At 69.9% G+C, this 17,204-nt stretch carries 18 protein-coding genes; 8 read left to right on the forward strand and 10 right to left on the reverse strand.

Annotated features, from left to right (window positions below; all coding sequences use genetic code 11):
* Positions 1-23 precede the first annotated feature (23 nt).
* The 3 genes from F0U63_RS24435 to sppA all read right to left on the reverse strand — a co-directional run bounded on the left by F0U63_RS24435 (position 24) and on the right by sppA (position 3,542).
* Positions 24-1,001 (reverse strand): ABC transporter permease, encoded by a 978-nt coding sequence (locus F0U63_RS24435; RefSeq protein ID WP_002632375.1) that lies wholly within the window; start codon positions 999-1,001, stop codon positions 24-26.
* 281 nt (positions 1,002-1,282) lie between these two features.
* Positions 1,283-1,813, reverse strand: coding sequence for a zf-TFIIB domain-containing protein (locus F0U63_RS24440; protein WP_395832887.1), 531 nt, complete (start codon positions 1,811-1,813; stop codon positions 1,283-1,285).
* 13 nt (positions 1,814-1,826) lie between these two features.
* Positions 1,827-3,542 (reverse strand): signal peptide peptidase SppA, encoded by a 1,716-nt coding sequence (gene sppA, locus F0U63_RS24445; RefSeq protein ID WP_395832889.1) that lies wholly within the window; start codon positions 3,540-3,542, stop codon positions 1,827-1,829.
* A gap of 81 nt (positions 3,543-3,623) precedes the next feature.
* On the opposite strand from sppA, the gene F0U63_RS24450 reads away from it, so the two are divergent.
* Positions 3,624-3,980, forward strand: a complete 357-nt coding sequence (locus F0U63_RS24450; protein ID WP_395832891.1) for a hypothetical protein — start codon at positions 3,624-3,626, stop codon at positions 3,978-3,980.
* Positions 3,981-4,000: 20 nt separating this feature from the next.
* Complete coding sequence (locus tag F0U63_RS24455; protein WP_395832893.1) at positions 4,001-4,309, forward strand: hypothetical protein; 309 nt, start codon at positions 4,001-4,003, stop codon at positions 4,307-4,309.
* A 1-nt stretch (position 4,310) separates the two neighbouring features.
* Here F0U63_RS24455 and F0U63_RS24460 read toward each other — a convergent pair whose 3' ends face one another.
* A complete protein-coding gene (locus F0U63_RS24460; protein WP_395832895.1) occupies positions 4,311-6,041 on the reverse strand; it encodes a putative ABC exporter domain-containing protein in 1,731 nt (576 codons plus the stop codon).
* Positions 6,038-6,811 carry an ABC transporter ATP-binding protein gene (locus tag F0U63_RS24465; RefSeq protein ID WP_395832897.1) on the reverse strand — a complete coding sequence of 258 codons (774 nt, stop codon included), beginning with the start codon at positions 6,809-6,811 and terminating at the stop codon, positions 6,038-6,040. The genes F0U63_RS24460 and F0U63_RS24465 overlap by 4 nt, the downstream gene beginning before the upstream one ends.
* A gap of 90 nt (positions 6,812-6,901) precedes the next feature.
* On the opposite strand from F0U63_RS24465, the gene F0U63_RS24470 reads away from it, so the two are divergent.
* Both F0U63_RS24470 and nth read left to right on the forward strand, forming a co-directional pair.
* Positions 6,902-8,341 (forward strand): GuaB1 family IMP dehydrogenase-related protein, encoded by a 1,440-nt coding sequence (locus tag F0U63_RS24470; protein WP_395832899.1) that lies wholly within the window; start codon positions 6,902-6,904, stop codon positions 8,339-8,341.
* Between the two features lie 8 nt (positions 8,342-8,349).
* Positions 8,350-9,012, forward strand: a complete 663-nt coding sequence (gene nth, locus F0U63_RS24475) for an endonuclease III (RefSeq protein ID WP_395832901.1) — start codon at positions 8,350-8,352, stop codon at positions 9,010-9,012.
* 13 nt (positions 9,013-9,025) lie between these two features.
* Here nth and F0U63_RS24480 read toward each other — a convergent pair whose 3' ends face one another.
* Together F0U63_RS24480 and F0U63_RS24485 are read right to left on the reverse strand one after the other, a co-directional pair.
* Positions 9,026-9,982 (reverse strand): aldo/keto reductase, encoded by a 957-nt coding sequence (locus F0U63_RS24480; protein WP_395832903.1) that lies wholly within the window; start codon positions 9,980-9,982, stop codon positions 9,026-9,028.
* 100 nt (positions 9,983-10,082) lie between these two features.
* On the reverse strand, positions 10,083-10,790 hold the full coding sequence (locus F0U63_RS24485; RefSeq protein WP_395832905.1) for a glutamine amidotransferase: 708 nt from the start codon (positions 10,788-10,790) through the stop codon (positions 10,083-10,085).
* A 128-nt stretch (positions 10,791-10,918) separates the two neighbouring features.
* On the opposite strand from F0U63_RS24485, the gene F0U63_RS24490 reads away from it, so the two are divergent.
* Positions 10,919-11,371 carry a hypothetical protein gene (locus tag F0U63_RS24490; protein WP_395832907.1) on the forward strand — a complete coding sequence of 151 codons (453 nt, stop codon included), beginning with the start codon at positions 10,919-10,921 and terminating at the stop codon, positions 11,369-11,371.
* A gap of 11 nt (positions 11,372-11,382) precedes the next feature.
* On the opposite strand, the gene F0U63_RS24495 is transcribed toward F0U63_RS24490, so the two are convergent.
* From F0U63_RS24495 to F0U63_RS24505, 3 genes are all read right to left on the reverse strand, one after another.
* Complete coding sequence (locus F0U63_RS24495) at positions 11,383-12,162, reverse strand: hypothetical protein (RefSeq protein ID WP_395832909.1); 780 nt, start codon at positions 12,160-12,162, stop codon at positions 11,383-11,385.
* An 11-nt stretch (positions 12,163-12,173) separates the two neighbouring features.
* A complete protein-coding gene (locus F0U63_RS24500; RefSeq protein WP_395832911.1) occupies positions 12,174-13,430 on the reverse strand; it encodes a hypothetical protein in 1,257 nt (418 codons plus the stop codon).
* Between the two features lie 70 nt (positions 13,431-13,500).
* A complete protein-coding gene (locus F0U63_RS24505) occupies positions 13,501-13,647 on the reverse strand; it encodes a hypothetical protein (RefSeq protein WP_002632388.1) in 147 nt (48 codons plus the stop codon).
* A gap of 368 nt (positions 13,648-14,015) precedes the next feature.
* Between F0U63_RS24505 and F0U63_RS24510 the strand changes: the two genes are divergently transcribed.
* The 3 genes from F0U63_RS24510 to F0U63_RS24520 are packed head-to-tail and all read left to right on the forward strand — an operon-like array spanning position 14,016 to position 17,203.
* Positions 14,016-15,287, forward strand: a complete 1,272-nt coding sequence (locus F0U63_RS24510; RefSeq protein ID WP_395832913.1) for a cytochrome-c peroxidase — start codon at positions 14,016-14,018, stop codon at positions 15,285-15,287.
* 3 nt (positions 15,288-15,290) lie between these two features.
* Positions 15,291-16,409 carry a metallophosphoesterase family protein gene (locus F0U63_RS24515; protein WP_395832915.1) on the forward strand — a complete coding sequence of 373 codons (1,119 nt, stop codon included), beginning with the start codon at positions 15,291-15,293 and terminating at the stop codon, positions 16,407-16,409.
* An 11-nt stretch (positions 16,410-16,420) separates the two neighbouring features.
* Entirely contained in the window at positions 16,421-17,203 is a 783-nt protein-coding gene (locus F0U63_RS24520; RefSeq protein ID WP_395832917.1) for a c-type cytochrome, read from the forward strand.
* The last annotated feature ends 1 nt before the right edge of the window (position 17,204 follow it).

A 17,204-nucleotide genomic window follows, 5' to 3' on the forward strand; every position in this document is an offset into this window, starting at 1 on the left:
TAGGCTCCCGCCCTCGACTCCCGTCAGCGCGCACGCGTCCGGGGATCGAGCCATACATAGAGGATGTCCACGAGCAGATTGGCGCCCAGCACCGCCAGGGTGATCGTCAGGAAGATGCCCTGCATGAGCGGGTAGTCCTGGTTGCGCACCGCCTGGATGAGCAGGTAGCCCTGACCGGGATACGAGAACACGATCTCGGTGAGCAACGAGCCGGACAGCACGAAGCCAATGGCCATGCCGAACCCGGTGATGTTGGGCAGCAGGGCGTTGCGCGCGGCGTAGTGGAACATGATGCGCCCCTGCGACAGGCCCTTGGCGTTGGCCAGCGAGATGTAGTCCTCGGCCAGCACCCCCACCATCGAGCTGCGCATGCCGAGCATCCAGCCACCCAGCGAGGCGATCACGATCGACAGGGCGGGCAGCACCATGTGCTCGGCGACGCTCCCGATGAACTCGCCACTCAGCTCCGGCGCGAGCATGTCGCTGTAGGCATGGCGCAGCGGGAAGGCACCCAGCGTGTAGCCCAGCCCGTAGAGCAGCACCATCGCCAGCCAGAAGTAGGGAAAGGCGCCCAGGAAGCTCAACAGCGGGGGCAGCGTGGAGTCCAGCCAGCCGCCGCGCCGCCAGGTGGCGACCACCCCGAGCAGCGAGCCCAGCCCGAAGCTGATCAGCACCGCGGTGCCCGACAACAGCAGCGTCCACCCCAACCCCGTGCCGATGACCTCCGTCACCGACGACGGAAAATACGCCACGGAGATGCCCAGATCCCCCTGGAACATATGGGACAGATATGTGAAGTATTGCTGCAGCAGCGGCTCGTTGGTGAAACCAAACGCCGCGCGCAGGGCCTCGATGGCCTCGGGCTGGAGTTGACCCGCGAAGCGCGCGAACATCGCCGACGCGGGGTCTCCCGGCATCATCCGGGGGATGATGAAATTGAGCGTGAGCGACGCCCACGCGGCGAGGGCATAGAGCCCCAGGTTCTTCAATAGATGACGCACGGCGCTTGATTCTCCGCGATGAAGATGTCTTGGGCTTGAGCCCGCTCCGGGGACGGAGCGGGTGGGTCCGCAGGGGCTGTGGGGGATCGGCTGCGCGAGGGAGTGCCCGTTCGGACCTCCTTCACACATCGTTGATTACCACGAATCTCCAGGAGAAGAAGCCCTTCAATCGATTTCCGCAAACGTTTCGATTCCCTCAGAGGGTGTTGCGGCGCGTCAATTGCCGCGATGCGTCGAGCCGAATGTCTGCATTTGAACGGCGACGCGTTCCGAGGCGCCTTCTACGGCCGCTGGGGAACGGCGCCCGGAGGCCGGCAGCGGGAACAATAGACATCTCCCTCATACACGAACATGTCTGACTGAATCGTGTCAGCGCATGCCGAGCATGTCTGGGTGGAAGTCTTCCCCGCGGTGGCGGGAGCCGCCTGGAGGTCCGTCACCCCCTCCAGCCGCGCGTAGCCCCCCGCGTCCAGCCAGAGGCCCTCGCAATGCGAGCAGACCTCCACCGGGCTGGCACGTGTCACCACCCGGGCGAGCCGCCGGCCACAGTCCGGACACGCCAGGGGCGCGCTGCCACAGGTGGCGCACGTGCCGCGCTCCGGGGGAATCAGGTGGCCCCTCTTCCGGCACCGGGAGGGGGCCCGGCGCGCCGCCCCCAGGAAGGCCCGCAGGGGAGGACGATCCGGTACGCGCGCCCACGTCCCCCGGCCGAACCACAGCCCGTGGCACCGGGCGCACGTGCCCACCTCCACGTGGGAGACACGCAGGGGCCGAAGCTGCTCGTTCTCGCACAGGGGACAGGGTCGCGCCATGCGAGGCACGAGGCTACTCGAAGCGCTCCCCTCTTCCGAAGCCCTCCAGGCGCCACGCCGTCGGGCAGAAGGCATACGTGCCCGTCTGCGCGCCGCCCCCCAACAACAGCCGCAGCAGCGAGAAGCGCCGGTTGCCGCCTCCGAACATCTTCAGCTCGAAGGGCCCCGGCACCTTCGCCAGCTCCATGGCCCGCGCGCACGCCTCCTCGAAGCCGCCCTCCGTCCGGTCCACCAGCCCCGCCGCGAGCGCCCGCTGCCCGCTGTACACCCGCCCCTCCGCCAGCGCGTGGATCTCCTCCTTCGTCCGCCCCCGCGCCCGGGCCACCCGCTCCAGGAAGGCCTGGTAGGTCTCCTCCATCTCCGCCTCCATCAGCTCGCGCTCGCGCTCGGTGAAACCCCGCGACGAGGAGAACATGCCCGCGCTCTCGCCCCGGGTGATGAGCGTGCGGTGCACCCCCAGCTTCGCCAGCAGCCCGGAGACGTCGAACTTCCCCCCGAACACGCCAATGGAGCCCACGATGGCGTGCGGCGTGGCCCAGATCTCCCGCGCGCCCAGCGCCGCCATGTAGCCGCCGCTGGCCGCCACCCGGTCCACGAAGGCGATGACGGGCTTCTTCCGGGCCACCCGCTGCACCGCCTCCAGGATGATCTCCGAGGCCACCGCCGAGCCCCCCGAGCTCGCCACGTACAGCACCACCGCGCGCGAGCGCCGATCCCTCCCCGCCGCGCGCAGCGCCTTCACCACCGTCTCCGAGCCCGACAGCTCCGGGCCCACGCCCGTGCCGCCCTTGCCCGTGACGATCATCCCCGACACCGGCACCACCGCGAGCCGGGGCTTGCGCCTCAGCTTCCTCCACCGCACCGGCGGCCACGGCAGCCGCGCCCGGTACAGCTCCATGGACTCCACCCCCTCGCCCTCCCCCGCCTCGTCCTCGTCGGAGCTCAGGCCCAGCCGTTTCGGCAGATCCATCTCGTCACACAGCCCGTCGACGAGCCCCTCGGCCGCCGCGCGCCGGGCACTGTAGGGCCCCACGTCGATCCACCGCCGCACCTCCTCGGGCGTGCGGCGCCGGCCCCTGGCCACGATGTCCACCAGCTCCCCGTAGCGCTCGTCCAGGAAGGCCTCCAGCGTGCGCCGCTGGATGTCCGACACCTGGGGGTGCGTGAAGAGCTCAGGCGCCGTCTTGTACTCCCCGCGCCGGAAGAAGTGCGCCTGGATGCCCAGCCGGCCCAGGCCCTCGCCCAGCGCGGTGGCCTCCGCCGCGTAGCCCACCAGCTCCAGCCGCCCCGCGGGGCTGAGCAACACCTCGTCCGCCGAGCACATCACCTGGTAGCCCAGGCTGTCCGTGCTCACCGCCCAGGCCACCACCCGCTTGCCCGCCGCCCGGAAGTCCCCGAGCAGCTTCACCAACACGTCCCGCTTGGCCGGCGGCACCGCCAGCTCCCCTATCTCCAGGAGGATGCCCTTGATGGCCGGGTCCCTCGCCAGGAGGGTGAGCTCCTCGCGCAGCCGCTCCAGAGACGTCACCGTGGCGGGCTCCGGACGCCCCTGGCTCCCGAGCAGACCCAGGCGGGGCGCGCGCCCCGGCTCGCGGTAGGAGGGCTCTCCCGACAGCCGGAAGCGCACGTAGGCGGGGCGGTTGCGGGCCCCCAACAGGCGCAGCGGCAGGCCCAGCAGGGCACGGAGCGACAACAGCAGGTTGACCAGGGGAACGAAGAGCAGGCGCACGGCAGCCGCGCCTAGTGGAGCCCGGCAAGCGAAGCAAGCCCTGTTCTTGGCTGCTGTCGGGTCGTGATAGGCTGCCCGCCCATGCACTTGTCCCGCTTCTCGCGTCTGTTGGCCGTTCTCGTGCTCGTCTCGGGAGGCGCCGCCCTCGCCCAGCCCCAGCGCCGGCAGCTCAACTCCTACCAGGACTCGGAGATGACCCTGGAGGAGCGCAACGCCGCGCGCGCCCGGCCCAAGTCCAACATCAACGCCTACACCAAGGACATCAAGGTCAAGGAAGAGCCCATTCCCTGGAAGGCCATCGGGCTGGCCGTCATCGCCTTCGCCGTCACCGCGCCCTTCGCCTGGCGCGCCTACAAGGGCACCACCCGGGACATCGCCGCGGCCAACACCTTCGGCGTCTCCAGCTCCCGCGGGGGCGAGGACGCCAGCGAGCAGTAGTCCCGTTGGTTCCTCCTCACATGTCTGGCCCCCGGCCCAAGACGTGCGCCGCCTGTGGGCGCGCCATCGCCCCGGTCGAGCTGTACTACCGCTTCACCCTCGTGCTCGAGGGGGAGCAGGACGTGATCGGCACCGCCGCGCGGCCGGGCACCCCGGACGCGGAGGATGAACTCGCCAGGCTGCTCAAGCGGCTCGAGGACGGCTCCGAGTCCTCCGAGGAGCTGGAGGCGCAGGTGCACTGGGAACGGGGCGGCAGCGTGTGCGGGACCTGCCGCGCGGTGCTGGTGCGCACGTTGTCCGCGCCCCCGGACGTGGCCGAGCCCCACTGACTCAGGACGTCACGCCCGTGCCTTCCACCGACACATCGAGCTGATCGAAGGCATGGCCCAGGGCCACGATGCCCAGGGCCACCTCGGTCACCAGCACCAGCGCCGCGGTGAAGCCCGCGAAGGGCAGTGCCCACACCCCGGCGTCCAGCAACTGGTACAGCCCGAAGCCCACCACCGCCGCCAGGAACGCCGCGGGCAGCATCCCCACGAGCAACACCACCATCGTGCCCACCAGCGTCAACAGCCGCTGGCCGATGGCCTCCAGCCCCCGCGCCCGCTCGCCCTCGGGCGGCAGCCAGGCCGGAAAGAGCACCACCGCCGCGTTCTGCACGAAGAGCCCGCCCAGCGTCACCGCGGGCAGGAGCCACACCGCCCCCAGCCCCAGCGCCACCCACAGCTCGTTCCACCCCTCCGCGCGCCACACCGAGCCGCCCACCGCCACCCCCAGCAGCCCCACCTGCGCGACTCCGAGCACCAGCGCGGGCGCGGCCAGCTCCGCGGCCACCACCTGCCGGCCCGTGAGCGGCAGCGCGCGCAGCTGCTCCAACCGGGGGAGATCCATGCGCAGATCCATCCGCACGGCCGATGGGCCAAAGAAGCACAGCAGCACCGCGAAGCCTCCACACAAGGGCGACAGGAAGCCGCTGAGCTGGTCGAGCGCCTCGCCGGGGCTCTCGCCCGAGGCCGCCACGGCCACCACCCCGCCCAGCAGCGCCGCGACGACGAGCCGTCCCACGCTCCCCATCCGTCTGCCGGCGATGAGGTTCTTCCAGAGGATCGCCACCTCTGGCCGGCCCACGGACGCGAGCCGGAAGGGCGGCGCGCTCGTCCGCGGGGGCATGCCCCGGCCCCCGCGCTGGGCCAGCTGCTCCCGGATCCGGGCCCGCTCCTCGGCGCGCCCCACCGCCGACTCCTCGAAGGGCACCGCCGCCTTCATCACCCACGCGTAGTGCACGGCGAGCAGGCCGAGTCCGAGCGGCAGGCGCCGCAGGAAGGCGCCCACGTCCTGTGCGAGCGGCAGGGCCACCAGCGCGCGCCCCGGCCACAGCGCTGGTGATGCGCTCAACGCGAGCACCCACTGCCGCAGCATCAGGGGATTCCACCCCTCCTCCGGAAAGGGATGGTGGCTCAACGCCTCCATGGCCGAGCCGATCAACAGGGCGCACACGGCCGTGAGCAGCACCCAGCGCACCACCGTGCCGGACGTGCCGCGCCGGGCGAGCCGCGTGCGCATGAAGGAGGCCGCCGTCACGTGCAGGCTCACCGTGGTGAGTGTCACCGTGGTACCCAGCAAGAAGAGCACGGGGTGCGGCGTGAGCACGCGGCCGACGAACACGGTGGCGGCGAGCGCTCCCACGGCCGAGCCCCCGAGCCCCCGCGCGAGCTTGAAGTGCAGCAGCTCCCGCCTCGACACGGGCGCGGGGAAGAGGTGCTGGACTTCCGTCTCACTGAAGGACAGCGCGGGCCGGTCGGGCCCCAGCGCCCAGGCCGACAGCAGCGTGCCCAGCATGGCCGTGCCGAGCATGAACTCGCTGAAGAGCCGGGCCATGGGAGACACCACCGCCCACTCCTGCTGGTAGCCCAGGCGCCGCAGGAACAGCGAGTAGACATACAGCGCGCCGACCAGGGCCCCCACGAGGTACTTCGGCTGGCGCAACCGCCGCACCTGGTGCAGCACGCGGTTGCGCGCCGAGGCCGCCCAGAGGAACACCACCGCGCGCGCGAAGCTCATGTCGCCTCGCGCTCCAGCCCGGGCGCCGCGCTGGTGATGCGGATGAAGAGCTCCTCCAGGGACGCGCCCTCGGCCTCGGGCCCGCTCAGCCGCGCGCGGATCTCCGGCAGCGTGCCCAGCGCCACCACCCTCCCCCCGGCGATGATGAGCAGGCGGTGGCACAGCTCCTCCACCAGCGGCAACAGGTGCGAGGAGAGCACCAGCGCCGTGCCCTCTTCCGCGCGCCGGCGCAGCGAGGCCTTCATGCGGCGGATGGCCAGGGGATCCAACCCCGTGAGCGGCTCGTCCAGGATGATGAGCCGCGGCGTGTGCAGGAAGCCGCACGCGATGGACAGCTTCTGCTTCATCCCGCGCGACAGCTCCCCCGGCAGGGCCTTCTCCTTGCCCGCGAGCTCCATCTCGTCCAGCAGCCCCCGTGCGCGCGGCTCCCAGTCCTCCACGCCATACAACCGGGCCACGAAGTTCAGGTGCTCCCAGACGGTGAGGTACTCGAAGAGGCGCGGCTCGTCCGGCAGGAACGCCAGGGAGCGCTTGGCCTCCACGGGATGCTGCCCCAGGTCATACCCCGCCACCGTGATGCGTCCGGCCGACGGAGGCAGGATGCCCGCCAGGCAGCGCAGCGTGGTTGTCTTCCCCGCGCCATTGGGCCCCACCAGGCCGAGCACCTCACCCGGAGCGAGCTGGAACGTCACGCCCTGTACCGCCTTCACCTCGCCGTAGGTCTTCTCCAGCCCGCCGACCCGCAGCACCGGCGCCGTCGCCTCGCTCATAGGGGTGACAAAATACGCGCCCCCCCTGGGGGATTCCACTGCGGTCGGCGGGCCCGAACCGTTAGGGTACATGCCCCTTCGCCGGAGGTCATGATGCGGTTCCTCGATGACCAGAAGCCCACCTACGATCTGACCTACAACGATCTCTTCCTCGTGCCGGGCCGCTCGGAAGTGGGCTCGCGCCTGGACGTGGACCTGACTCCCGCGGATCGCGTGGGCACCACCCTGCCCCTCATCGTGTCCAACATGACGGCCGTGTCCGGCAAGCGCATGGCCGAGACCGTGGCGCGCCGCGGCGCCATCGCCGTGCTGCCCCAGGACATCCCGCTCGACATCGTCGCGAGCAACATCGCCTACGTGAAGTCGCGCCACCCCGTGTACGAGACGCCCATCACCTTGCGTCCCGGCGACACCGTCCAGGAGGCGCTCAACCTCATCCACAAGCGCGCTCATGGCGCCGTCATCGTCGTCAACGAGCACGACGAGCCCGTGGGCATCTTCACCGAGAACGATGCCTCGGGCGTGGACCGCTTCACCCAGCTGCACCGCGTGATGTCCACCGAGCTGCTCACCTTCGAGGAGGGCACGCCCCTGGAGCCCATGTTCGAGCAGCTCGCCACCAAGCGGCTCTCGTGCGCTCCCCTGCTCAAGGGGCGCAAGCTCGTCGGCGTGGTGACGCGCCAGGGCGCCTTGCGCTCCACGCTCTACCGGCCCGCCGTGGATGCCCAGGGTCGCTTCCTCGTCGCCACCGCGCTCGGCATCAACGGCGACGTGAAGGCCAAGGCCGAGGCCCTGCTGCGCGCGGGCACGGATCTGCTCGTGCTCGACGTGGCCCATGGCCACCAGCGCAAGATGCTGGAGGCGGTGGAGCTGGTGCGCGCGCTCTCCCCCAACGTGCCCCTCATGGCGGGCAACGTCGTCACGCGCGAGGGCACGCGCGATCTCATCTCCGCCGGCGCCGACCTCGTGAAGGTGGGCGTGGGCCCCGGCGCCATGTGCACCACGCGGATGATGACTGGCGTGGGCCGGCCCCAGTTCTCCGCGGTGCTCGACTGCGCGGAAGAGGCGCGCAAGCTCGGCCGGCACATCTGCGCGGACGGCGGCGTGCGGCACCCGCGCGACGTGGCGCTCGCGCTCGCGGCGGGCGCGGCCAACGTGATGATCGGCTCGTGGTTCGCCGGCACCTACGAGAGCCCCGCGGATGCCCTGCGCGACAGCGATGGCCGGCTCTACAAGGAGAACTTCGGTATGGCCTCCCAGCGCGCCGTCAAGGCCCGCACCCGCGGCGAGTCCCTGTTCGAGCGCGCCCGCAAGGAGCTGTTCGAGGAGGGCATCAGCACCTCGCGCATGTACCTGGATCCCAAGCGCCCGGGCGTCGAGGACATCATCGATCACATCGTCGCGGGCGTGCGCAGCGCGTGCACCTACGCGGGAGCCCGCACGATGGAGGAGTTCCACCACAACGCCGTGGTGGGCGTGCAGAGCCAGGCGGGCTACGAGGAAGGCCGCCCGGTGCGCACGAGCTGGTGAGCCTTTCCATGACCGCCATGACGACGCCCGCGAAGACCGTGAAGACGCTGCTCACCCGCCTCCACACCGCCTACCCGGAGGCCCGCTACGAGCTGAACTGGAAGACGCCGTATGAGCTGCTGGTGGCCACCGTGCTCGCCGCGCAGTGCACGGACGAGCGCGTCAACCGCGTGACGGCCACCCTCTTCGAGAAATACCCCGGAGGCCCCAAGGCGCTCGCCGACGCGGAGCCCGCCGAGCTCGAGGAGGACCTGCGCCCCACGGGCTTCTACAAGCAGAAGACGAAGGCGGTGCAGGCGCTCAGCCGCGCGCTGCTCATGGACTTCGGCGGCGAGGTGCCCCGCACCGTCGAGCAGCTCACCACCCTGCCGGGCGTGGCGCGCAAGACGGCCAACGTCGTGCTCAACACCGCCTTCAACCTGCCCTCGGGCATCATCGTCGACACCCACGTGGTGCGCGTGAGCCAGCGGCTCGGGCTCACCAAGAAGAAGAAGCCCGAGGAGATCGAACAGGAGCTGATGAAGCTCGTGCCCAAGGAGGAGTGGACCTTCCTCGGGCCCGCCACCGTCCTGCACGGCCGCTATACCTGCATGGCGCGCAAACCCAAGTGCGACGCCTGCCCCCTGGCCGACTTCTGTCCGAAGCTCGGAGTGGAGGCGCCGCCCGGATAGCACGGGCCTGCGGCTACGGGAGGACGCCCTCGAGCTCCCGCACCTCGTCCGCGGAGAGACGGAACTCCATGGCGCCGATGAAGCCATCCACCTGCTCGGCGCTGCGCGCGCCCACGATGGCGGCGGTGACCACGGGCTTGCGCAGCGTCCAGGCGATGGCCACCTCCGCGGGCGAGCGCCCATGCTTCGCGCCAATGGCCTTGAAGCGCTCCACCAGCGCGAGGTTGCGCGACAGCCGGGGCTCCTGGAAGTCCGGGCTGCGGCTGCGCCAGTCGTCCCTGGGCAGCTTCGCCGCGCGCTCGCGCGTCATCGCGCCCGTCAGCAACCCCGACGCCATGGGCGAGTAGGCGATGACGCCGATGTTGTTCTTCTCGCAGAACGGCAGGATGTCCTTCTCGATGTCCCGGTGGATGGCCGAGTACGGCGGCTGCAACGAGGTGATGGGCGCGATGGACTGCGCGAGCTCCATCTGCTTCGCGTCGAAGTTGGACACGCCAATCCACCGCACCTTGCCCTGACGCTGCAGCTCCGCCATCGCCTTCCATCCCGCCTCGATTCCCTCGAGGGAGCCCGCCGCGAGCGGCCAGTGGATTTGGTACAGATCGATGGTGTCCACCTTGAGCCGGCGCAGGCTCGCCTCGCACTCGCGGCGGATGGAGTCCGGGTGGATGTCCTTGCGCTCCTGGCGGTTGTCGTCCCAGACGAGTCCGCACTTGGTGAAGACGTAGGGCCGGTTCGTCCGGCCCTCGAGCGCCCGGGCGACCACCTCCTCGGAGTGGCCGAGCCCGTACACCGCCGCGGTGTCGATCCAGTTGATGCCCCGGTCCAGGGCGTGCTGGATGGCGCGGATGGACTGCTGATCATCCTGGGAACCCCAGGCGAACGTCCAGCCCGCACCACCAATCGCCCAGGCGCCAAAGCCGATGGGCGTGATGTGAAGATCGGAATTGCCGAACCGCCGCTTCTCCATGGACTACCTCCGCGAAAGGGGGCCCTTGATTTCCACTCCGGCCCCGCGCGCGCAAGCCAGAAGCACCGGAGTGTGGACCATCTCCCAGGGAGGTGGCGCCTCAGCGGGCGGCGCGGGCCACCCGGGCGAAGTGGTGGGCGAGCCGCTCGAGCAACTCCCGGTTCTCGCCCTCCGCCGCATGCAGCTTCGGCAACTGGGCGCGCAGCTCGTCCACGTTCTTCCCGTACAACTCCGTCAGCTCCTCCGCGCCCTGCGTGAACCAGCGCTCGAGCTCGTCCGCGGTGAGCTCCAGGTGGAACTGGAGTCCGTACGAGTCACCGAGCCGGAAGGCCTGCTGGGTATAGCGGTCCGTCGAGGCCAGGAGCGTGGCGCCCGGCACCGGCTTGAACGTGTCCTGGTGCCAGTGCGCCACGGTGGCTCGCGGGCGCACGCCACCAAGGACCGGATCCGCCAGGCCTTCCTTCGTCCAGCGCACCGGGCCCACGCCCACCTCCAGGCCGTTCTTTCCCACGAAGACCTCGGAGCCCGCCGCGGCCGCCAGCAGTTGCGCCCCCAGGCACAGGCCCAGCACGGGCCGCGAGAACGCGAGCCGCTCGGTGAGCAGCGCGAGCTCCTCCGCGAGGAAGGGGTGACGATCGGCCTCGTAGACGCCCATGGGGCCCCCGAGCACCACCACCAGCTCGGCGTCCACGTCCTCGCGCTTGACGCTCCGGAAGCGCTTGACGAGCGTGAACCCCGCCGCCTCCAGCGCGGGACCGAGCATCCCCGGTCCCTCGTGCTCCTCGTGCTGCATCACCACCGCGCGCATGATTCTCTCCGAATGAGAATGGGCAAGGTCGCCCGTGCAATCTACCCATTCGGCGCTACAGTGGGGGGCTGGTTTCCCCCCGAACCAACCGAGTCCCCTCACGAGATCCGTCCCCCGCCGGAGCTGTCATGAGTGCCCGCCTCACCTTCGATGATTCGCTCTGGCCCCTGGTCATCTTCCGCCCCGCGGGCGTGATGACGCACGTCCAGTTCGAGGAGTTCCTCGCCCGCTCCGCGTCCTACCTGGAGCGGGGCGAGCCGTACGTCAGCATCACCGACGCGCGCCAGGCGGGGATGCCCCCGCGCGATCAGCTCCGCCGGCTGTCGGAGTGGCTCGACACGAACGAGGAGCTGCTGCGCGAGCGGGTGCTCTGCAACGCCATCATCGTCACCTCCGCGGCCATGCGCCTGTCGATGAGCCTCGTCTTCCACCTCAAGCCCCAGCCGATGCCCCACCGGGCCATGTCCGACATGGAGTCGGCCCTCGGGTACGCGCTCGACAAGCTCCGGGAGGCGGGGCGCGCCGCCGACGCCGAGCGCATCCAGCGGCACTTCGCCGAGTCCAACGCCCACGTGGGCTGACCGCCCCGGCTTCAGTCGCCCGGCTCCCGCGTGCAGTCCTCGTGACGCAGCGGCTTCTTCACCTGCTTCGTCACCAGCTCGCCCTTGGGCGCGGAGAAGGTCCAGGTGCGGGCGTGCACCTCCTCGCGCGGCCCCGTGTCGCACGTCGGATCCTTCAGCCACTCCTCCAGCACCACCGCGTTGCGGCCGCCCTTCAGGTGCTTCGCCTCCGACGAGACGCCCTCTTCCGGGGGCTCGACGACCGTCGTCGTGACGTCCTCCTTGCCCAGCAGCCCGAGCACCAGCAGCCAGCCGTGCCGTGCCCCCGCGCCCTCCCCTTCGATGGAGCGGAAGAGGGTCGCCGCGAGGCTGCCACCCTTGGCCCACACCCGGGCGTTCCCGCCCAGCGACCAGCCCGGCGCCATCGATGGACACGCGCGCGGCTCCCCCTCCTCCCACATCACCCAGCGCGTGGTCGCCAGCGGCTCCAGTGCCTTGAACACCTTCGCCATCTCCGCGCCCGACGCCCGGTCACACACGCCCAGCGCCACGACATAGGTGCCGGGCCGCAAGCCGGGGACTTCCGTGCCCTCGATGATCCGGGGGAAGCCGGGCCCGAGCTCCACCACGCGCGCCCAGTTCTCCGCGCGCTCCTGGTAGGACGACAGGACGGACTCCGCCTCCTCGCGTGTGCGGCCCCCACCCCACACCAGCAGCGTGCGCTCCCCGAGCGAACCGATGGGCGGGAGCTCGGGCTGGGCCGCCGCGAGCGGGGACAACAGCCACACGACGACGAGGATCAGGAGGCGCATGCGGCCGGGCATCATACGGCCCGAGCGGGCCCCAGGGGACGGCCCGCGAGCGCGCTCGGGGGCAGGGAGAGCTGCTCGACCTGGAACCCGGGCAGGGCGCGGAACAGCAACCAGTCCCCGCTGCCCGCGAGCGGCCCCTTCACCAGGTGCCCGGTGTCGAGCACCTGCCGGCCAATGGGCGTGGAGGAGTCCTCGAGCGAGAGCTGGAAGCGCACCTGCTCGTGCCGCCCATCCTCCAGCACCACGCCGCCCTCCACGCACACGCTGTCGTCGCGCAGGAACACCCGCGAGGCCCCCTCCACCCGGCCATAGGAGTTGTCCGCGAGGATGAGCTCGAACCGCCCCTCGCGCAGCACCGAGGGACAATCCCCGCTCGGGGTATGCCCCACCACGAGCCGGTGGATGCCCGCGTCGGCGAGCGCCGCGATGAGGCCGGCGGACGGCAGCCCGGGATGGTTGTTCGCGTCGGCCATGCGCCCGTACACCACGCTCGCGGGGTTGACGCGCTGGCCCGGAATGGGGGCCTGGTAGGCGATGAGTGGCTCCCAGTCCGGAACACCGCCCTCCAGCCGGCCCTCGGCGAACGCCGCGAGCTGCCCGGCATACCAGCCATTGAGCGCCTCCCGCCACGCATCCACCCCCTCCACCCGGCCCCGCGAGGGCACGAAGCCGAGACTCTCCTCGCGCACGCCGCCGTGCACGAACAGGGTGTTGCCGATGCGGTGGGCCAACTGGCACGCGGTGAGGTAGTCGCGCAGCACGCCCCCGGGAGCCAGGTCCTCGAGGAAGCTGTCCACCACGTCCTCCTCGCTCACGGCGCTGTCTTCTCGAGCCAGCTCGGCGTGGCGGAACTCGAAGGCCCCGCGCGCCCCCATGGTGTTGGCGAAGATCCACCGCAGGAGCACGGGCCGGGGCGCGCGGCGCATCTCCTCGGGCGTGCGCGCCAGGGGGTGCCCGTTCAACTCGCGCACCAGACGCAGCTTGTTGATGTCCCGGTTGCCCGCCAGCAGCACCACCTGCGTGGGGAACTCGCGCCAGGCGTTGAGCAGCGTGCGCACCACCCGGCGCCCGTCGGGGCCCCGGTCGAGCGCGTCCCCGCCATAGACGAAGGTGGCGCCCGGCCGGACGACGAGCCGCCCTCCGTGCTCGAGCGACACGTGGGGGTTGTCCCGGCAGAAACTGGCCAGCTTCTCCCAGAGCCCCTCCACATCCGTGAGGTAGGCGACGGGATGAGCGGCGGGGGAGATCTCCGGCAGGGGACTCGCCATGAAGGAAGCGTGCCCTGCCGCGAGGGCTTCGTCACCCCTCTTGTCGGGGAAACGAAGCCCTATGCCCGCCCTACGGGCAGGGCGTTCCGCAGATGATCTTCCCGGTGATCGGATCCTTCCAGCACGGCGGCTGACAATCCACGGCCTGCACGGACGTGGAGGCAAGTCCCATTCCCAAGGCGAGCACGGCGGCGGCGAGAGCGATGATGCGCTTCATGTGGAAGCTCCTGGAGTGGAGGGTTTCACTGCTTTTCCCACTCTACCCAGGCAAACCGGTGGGCTGTCGGAAAAATGCCAGTACGGGCGCGGCGTCACGCGAAGTCCCGGCGGGCTGCGACATCGCGTGCACCGCGCGGGGACCGATGGCGCCCCCTCCTCGCGGCCCCCTGGCTCTGTTGTCTGGCGAAAACCCGGGCCGGGTGAACTGACCTCTTGAAGACAATCAATTGTCCGTGAGGCCGAGGCCGGATTCGAGTTCATGCGGAAATAAAAGCGCCCGTTAGTGACACGGACCCTGAAACGAGGGGTGCCCCCTCCCCTCTCCGAACGACGCACGCGATCCGATTCATTCCGAGCGAGGTGTTCATGAAAGCACTCACGTGTGTGGCGGTGCTCGCGCTGGGCGGCACCGTCCTGGCGCAGCCCGCGCCGCCCCAGAAACCCTTTCCCCCGGGGGTCTCCCCGGTGCTGTACGAGCTCTCCGTGCCCCCGGAGCGGCGGCCCACCGCGGCGCAGATCGCCCTGGGCGAAAAACTCTTCAATGACAAACGCCTGTCGGCGGATGATTCGGTGAGTTGCGCGACGTGTCATGATCCCAAGCGCGCCTTCACGGATGGGCTCCCCCGGTCCGAGGGAATCAAGAAGCAGCGGGGCCAGCGCAACAGCCCCACGGTGCTCAACGCCCTCTTCAACGCCACCCAGTTCTGGGACGGGCGCGCGGGGACGCTCGAGGAGCAGGCGCTGCTGCCCATCATCAACCCCATCGAGATGGGCATGCCCGACGTGGAGGCCGTGGTGGCCAAGGTGAAGGGGCTGCCCGAGTACCCCCCCGAGTTCCAGAAGGTGTTCGGCCGCGAGCCCACCGCCGAGGATCTCGCCACGGCCATCGCCGCGTTCGAGCGCACGCAGTTCTCCGGCAACGCCCGCTTCGATCGCTTCCTCTCGGGTGACTCCAAGGCGCTCAGCGCGGCGGAGAAGCGCGGGTGGGCGCTCTTCAACGGCAAGGCACGCTGCAACAGCTGCCACGCGGGCAACGCCGTGTCCCCCCTGTTCTCCGATCAGAAGTTCCACAACATCGGCATCGCCGCGCACCAGAACGACTTCACCAAGCTGGCCGCCGAGGCCCTGCGCGTGGTGCGCACCGGCGACGCCAAGCAGATCGACGAGCTGGCCATCCAGACCAACCTGTCGGAGATGGGCCGCTTCCTCGTCACCAAGAACGAGAACGACATCGGTAGCTTCAAGACGCCCACCCTGCGCAACGTGGGCGTCACCGGCCCCTACATGCACGACGGCTCGCTCGCCACCCTGTGGGACGTGATGGACCACTACAACAAGGGCGGCATCCCCAACCCCTTCCTCGACGGGGGCATGCAGCGGCTGGGCCTCACCGAGCCGGAGATCGACGACCTGGTGGCCTTCCTCTTCGCGCTCACGTCGGAGGACCTGGCGGCGCTGGAGAAGAAGGAGCTGGCGAGCCAGCGCGCCCGGAAGAACAAACGCCCCGAGCGCGATACCGCCGTCGCCCTGGGCAAGAAGGGCAACCTCGGCGACATCGGGGTCAGCCCGGATCTCTCCATCTCCAACCCCGCCGATCGCGGCTTCTATGGGCCCGTGGGCCCGTCCTCGGAGAAGTGACCCATGAAGCACATCAAGAGCATCGAGACGAAACACCACGAGGAGCGCGACGCCTTCTTCGAGGGCCTGCGCCGGTTGGATCGCCGCGGCTTCATGAAGCTGGCCGGTCTGTCCGCGGGCATCGTGGCCGCCAAGAGCCTCATCACCCCGCACAGCTTCCAGCTCGTCAGCGTGGCCGATGCCGCTCCCTCGGCCCGCCCCCGCTTCACCTTCGCGTACATCTCCGACACGCACCTGTACAAGAAGGAGCTCAACGATCGCTTCGTGCGCTCCATCCTGCGCGCGGTGGATGACGTGAACCGGTTGGATCCCCAGCCGGACTTCGTCCTCTTCGGCGGTGACCTGGCGCAGCTGGGCAAGAAGGAGGAGCTCGACCTGGGCCGGGAGATCCTCAAGGCCGTCAAAGCGCCCGTGCGCATGATGGTGGGCGAGCACGACTGGTTCCTCGACATGGGCGAGCACTGGCGCACCAACTTCGGCGAGCCCCAGTACTCGTTCGATCACAAGGGCGTGCACTTCGTCACGCTCATGAGCGTGAACGAGAAGGACTTCTGGACCGAGCGTGGCATGACGCCCGAGGAGCGCATGCAGACGGTGGCGGGGCTCGACAACGGCGTGCAGTCGCGCTTCGAGGTGGGCGCGGCGGGCCGCGAGTGGCTCAAGCAGGATCTGGCCAAGGTCGACAAGAAGACGCCGCTCATCATCTTCAGCCACTCGCCGCTCTACAAATACTACCGGCCGTGGAACTTCTGGACCGAGGACGCGGACGAGATCCAGGCACTGCTCAAGCCCTTCGAGAACGTGACGGTCATCCACGGCCACACGCACCAGATGCTCAGCAACCAGATCGGCAACATCCAGTTCCACGGGATGCTGTCCACCGCGTGGCCGTGGCCCTACGCCCCCGAGGGGCTGCCCTCGCTCACGGTGCAGATGAACCGCGCGGATCCCTTCAGCAACTTCGACGGCTGCGGCGACGGCCGCTTCGACGTGACCGCCGAGGGGCTGGCGGACAAGCTCTACAACCTCTGGGACCGGGATCCCGTCACGGTCCGCTCCAGCTACCTCGCGTCCAAGGGCAAGAAGGACCGCCCGGCCGCGACGAAACTGCCGTCCTACTAGGAGCCCACACCATGAACGCACGCAAGACATCCGGCATCGCGGCGCTCGGCGCCCTCGGTCTGCTGTCGCTCGGGGCCGCGTCCGCGAAGGACGCGTCCACTCCGGGCACCTCCCCCGCTCCCGCGACGCATCAGGTTCCCCGCTCGGCGGAGGGCAACGTGGTGATCGCCTTGTGCGACGGCGAGACGACGCTCGAGGTCAAGGGCGTGAAGGACCCCGCGCAAATCGACAAGAAGCAGGCCCAGGCCATCTCCGACCAGCTCATGGCGGAGTGGTATCGCAAGAACCCCCAGGCGAACTGGGATCCGGTGCCCCCTCGCGTGGCGCTGGCCCAGCCGCCCACGCCTCCCCCGGCCGCCAAAGCGGACGTGAAGAAGCAGGGGGAGAGTGCCTCCTCGGACGCGGCCGGGGTCGCGAAGCAGAAAGGCGGCGAGCAGACGGGCCATACGTATGGAGCCTTCAGCGCCCGGGACGAAGCGCTGTGGAAGGCCTCGGCCGAGCAGATGGTGAAGGAAGGCCACCGGGTGTTCCATGACTCCAAGGAGCTGGGCAGCACCGTGGCCATCTCCTGTGACATGTGCCACCCGGACGGGGCGAACACGCACCCGGAGACCTATCCGAAGTACCAGGTGCAGCTCGGCCGCGTGGCGCTGCTGCGCGACATGGTGAACTGGTGCATCGAGAACCCCGTGCGCGGCAAGCCGCTCGCCGAGGATGACCCGAGGATGAAGGCCATGGAGGCCTATATCTTCGCCCAGCGCAAGGGTGTGAAGCTGGAGTACGGCAAGCACTGAG

This window comes from Cystobacter fuscus (assembly GCF_044360685.1).
Taxonomy (GTDB): domain Bacteria; phylum Myxococcota; class Myxococcia; order Myxococcales; family Myxococcaceae; genus Cystobacter; species Cystobacter fuscus_C.

Excerpts from the sequence above, each read along its gene's own strand:
- F0U63_RS24515 (WP_395832915.1), top strand. The coding sequence starts at position 15,291 with ATGAAGCACATCAAGAGCATCGAGACGAAACACCACGAGGAGCGCGAC.
- F0U63_RS24505 (WP_002632388.1), bottom strand. The coding sequence starts at position 13,647 with ATGAAGCGCATCATCGCTCTCGCCGCCGCCGTGCTCGCCTTGGGAATG.
- F0U63_RS24460 (WP_395832895.1), bottom strand. The coding sequence starts at position 6,041 with ATGAGCTTCGCGCGCGCGGTGGTGTTCCTCTGGGCGGCCTCGGCGCGC.
- F0U63_RS24450 (WP_395832891.1), top strand. The coding sequence starts at position 3,624 with ATGCACTTGTCCCGCTTCTCGCGTCTGTTGGCCGTTCTCGTGCTCGTC.
- F0U63_RS24455 (WP_395832893.1), top strand. The coding sequence starts at position 4,001 with ATGTCTGGCCCCCGGCCCAAGACGTGCGCCGCCTGTGGGCGCGCCATC.
- F0U63_RS24485 (WP_395832905.1), bottom strand. The coding sequence starts at position 10,790 with ATGCGCGCGGTGGTGATGCAGCACGAGGAGCACGAGGGACCGGGGATG.
- F0U63_RS24470 (WP_395832899.1), top strand. The coding sequence starts at position 6,902 with ATGATGCGGTTCCTCGATGACCAGAAGCCCACCTACGATCTGACCTAC.
- F0U63_RS24500 (WP_395832911.1), bottom strand. The coding sequence starts at position 13,430 with ATGGCGAGTCCCCTGCCGGAGATCTCCCCCGCCGCTCATCCCGTCGCC.
- F0U63_RS24440 (WP_395832887.1), bottom strand. The coding sequence starts at position 1,813 with ATGGCGCGACCCTGTCCCCTGTGCGAGAACGAGCAGCTTCGGCCCCTG.
- F0U63_RS24465 (WP_395832897.1), bottom strand. The coding sequence starts at position 6,811 with ATGAGCGAGGCGACGGCGCCGGTGCTGCGGGTCGGCGGGCTGGAGAAG.
- F0U63_RS24490 (WP_395832907.1), top strand. The coding sequence starts at position 10,919 with ATGAGTGCCCGCCTCACCTTCGATGATTCGCTCTGGCCCCTGGTCATC.
- nth (WP_395832901.1), top strand. The coding sequence starts at position 8,350 with ATGACCGCCATGACGACGCCCGCGAAGACCGTGAAGACGCTGCTCACC.
- F0U63_RS24495 (WP_395832909.1), bottom strand. The coding sequence starts at position 12,162 with ATGCGCCTCCTGATCCTCGTCGTCGTGTGGCTGTTGTCCCCGCTCGCG.
- F0U63_RS24480 (WP_395832903.1), bottom strand. The coding sequence starts at position 9,982 with ATGGAGAAGCGGCGGTTCGGCAATTCCGATCTTCACATCACGCCCATC.
- F0U63_RS24510 (WP_395832913.1), top strand. The coding sequence starts at position 14,016 with ATGAAAGCACTCACGTGTGTGGCGGTGCTCGCGCTGGGCGGCACCGTC.
- F0U63_RS24520 (WP_395832917.1), top strand. The coding sequence starts at position 16,421 with ATGAACGCACGCAAGACATCCGGCATCGCGGCGCTCGGCGCCCTCGGT.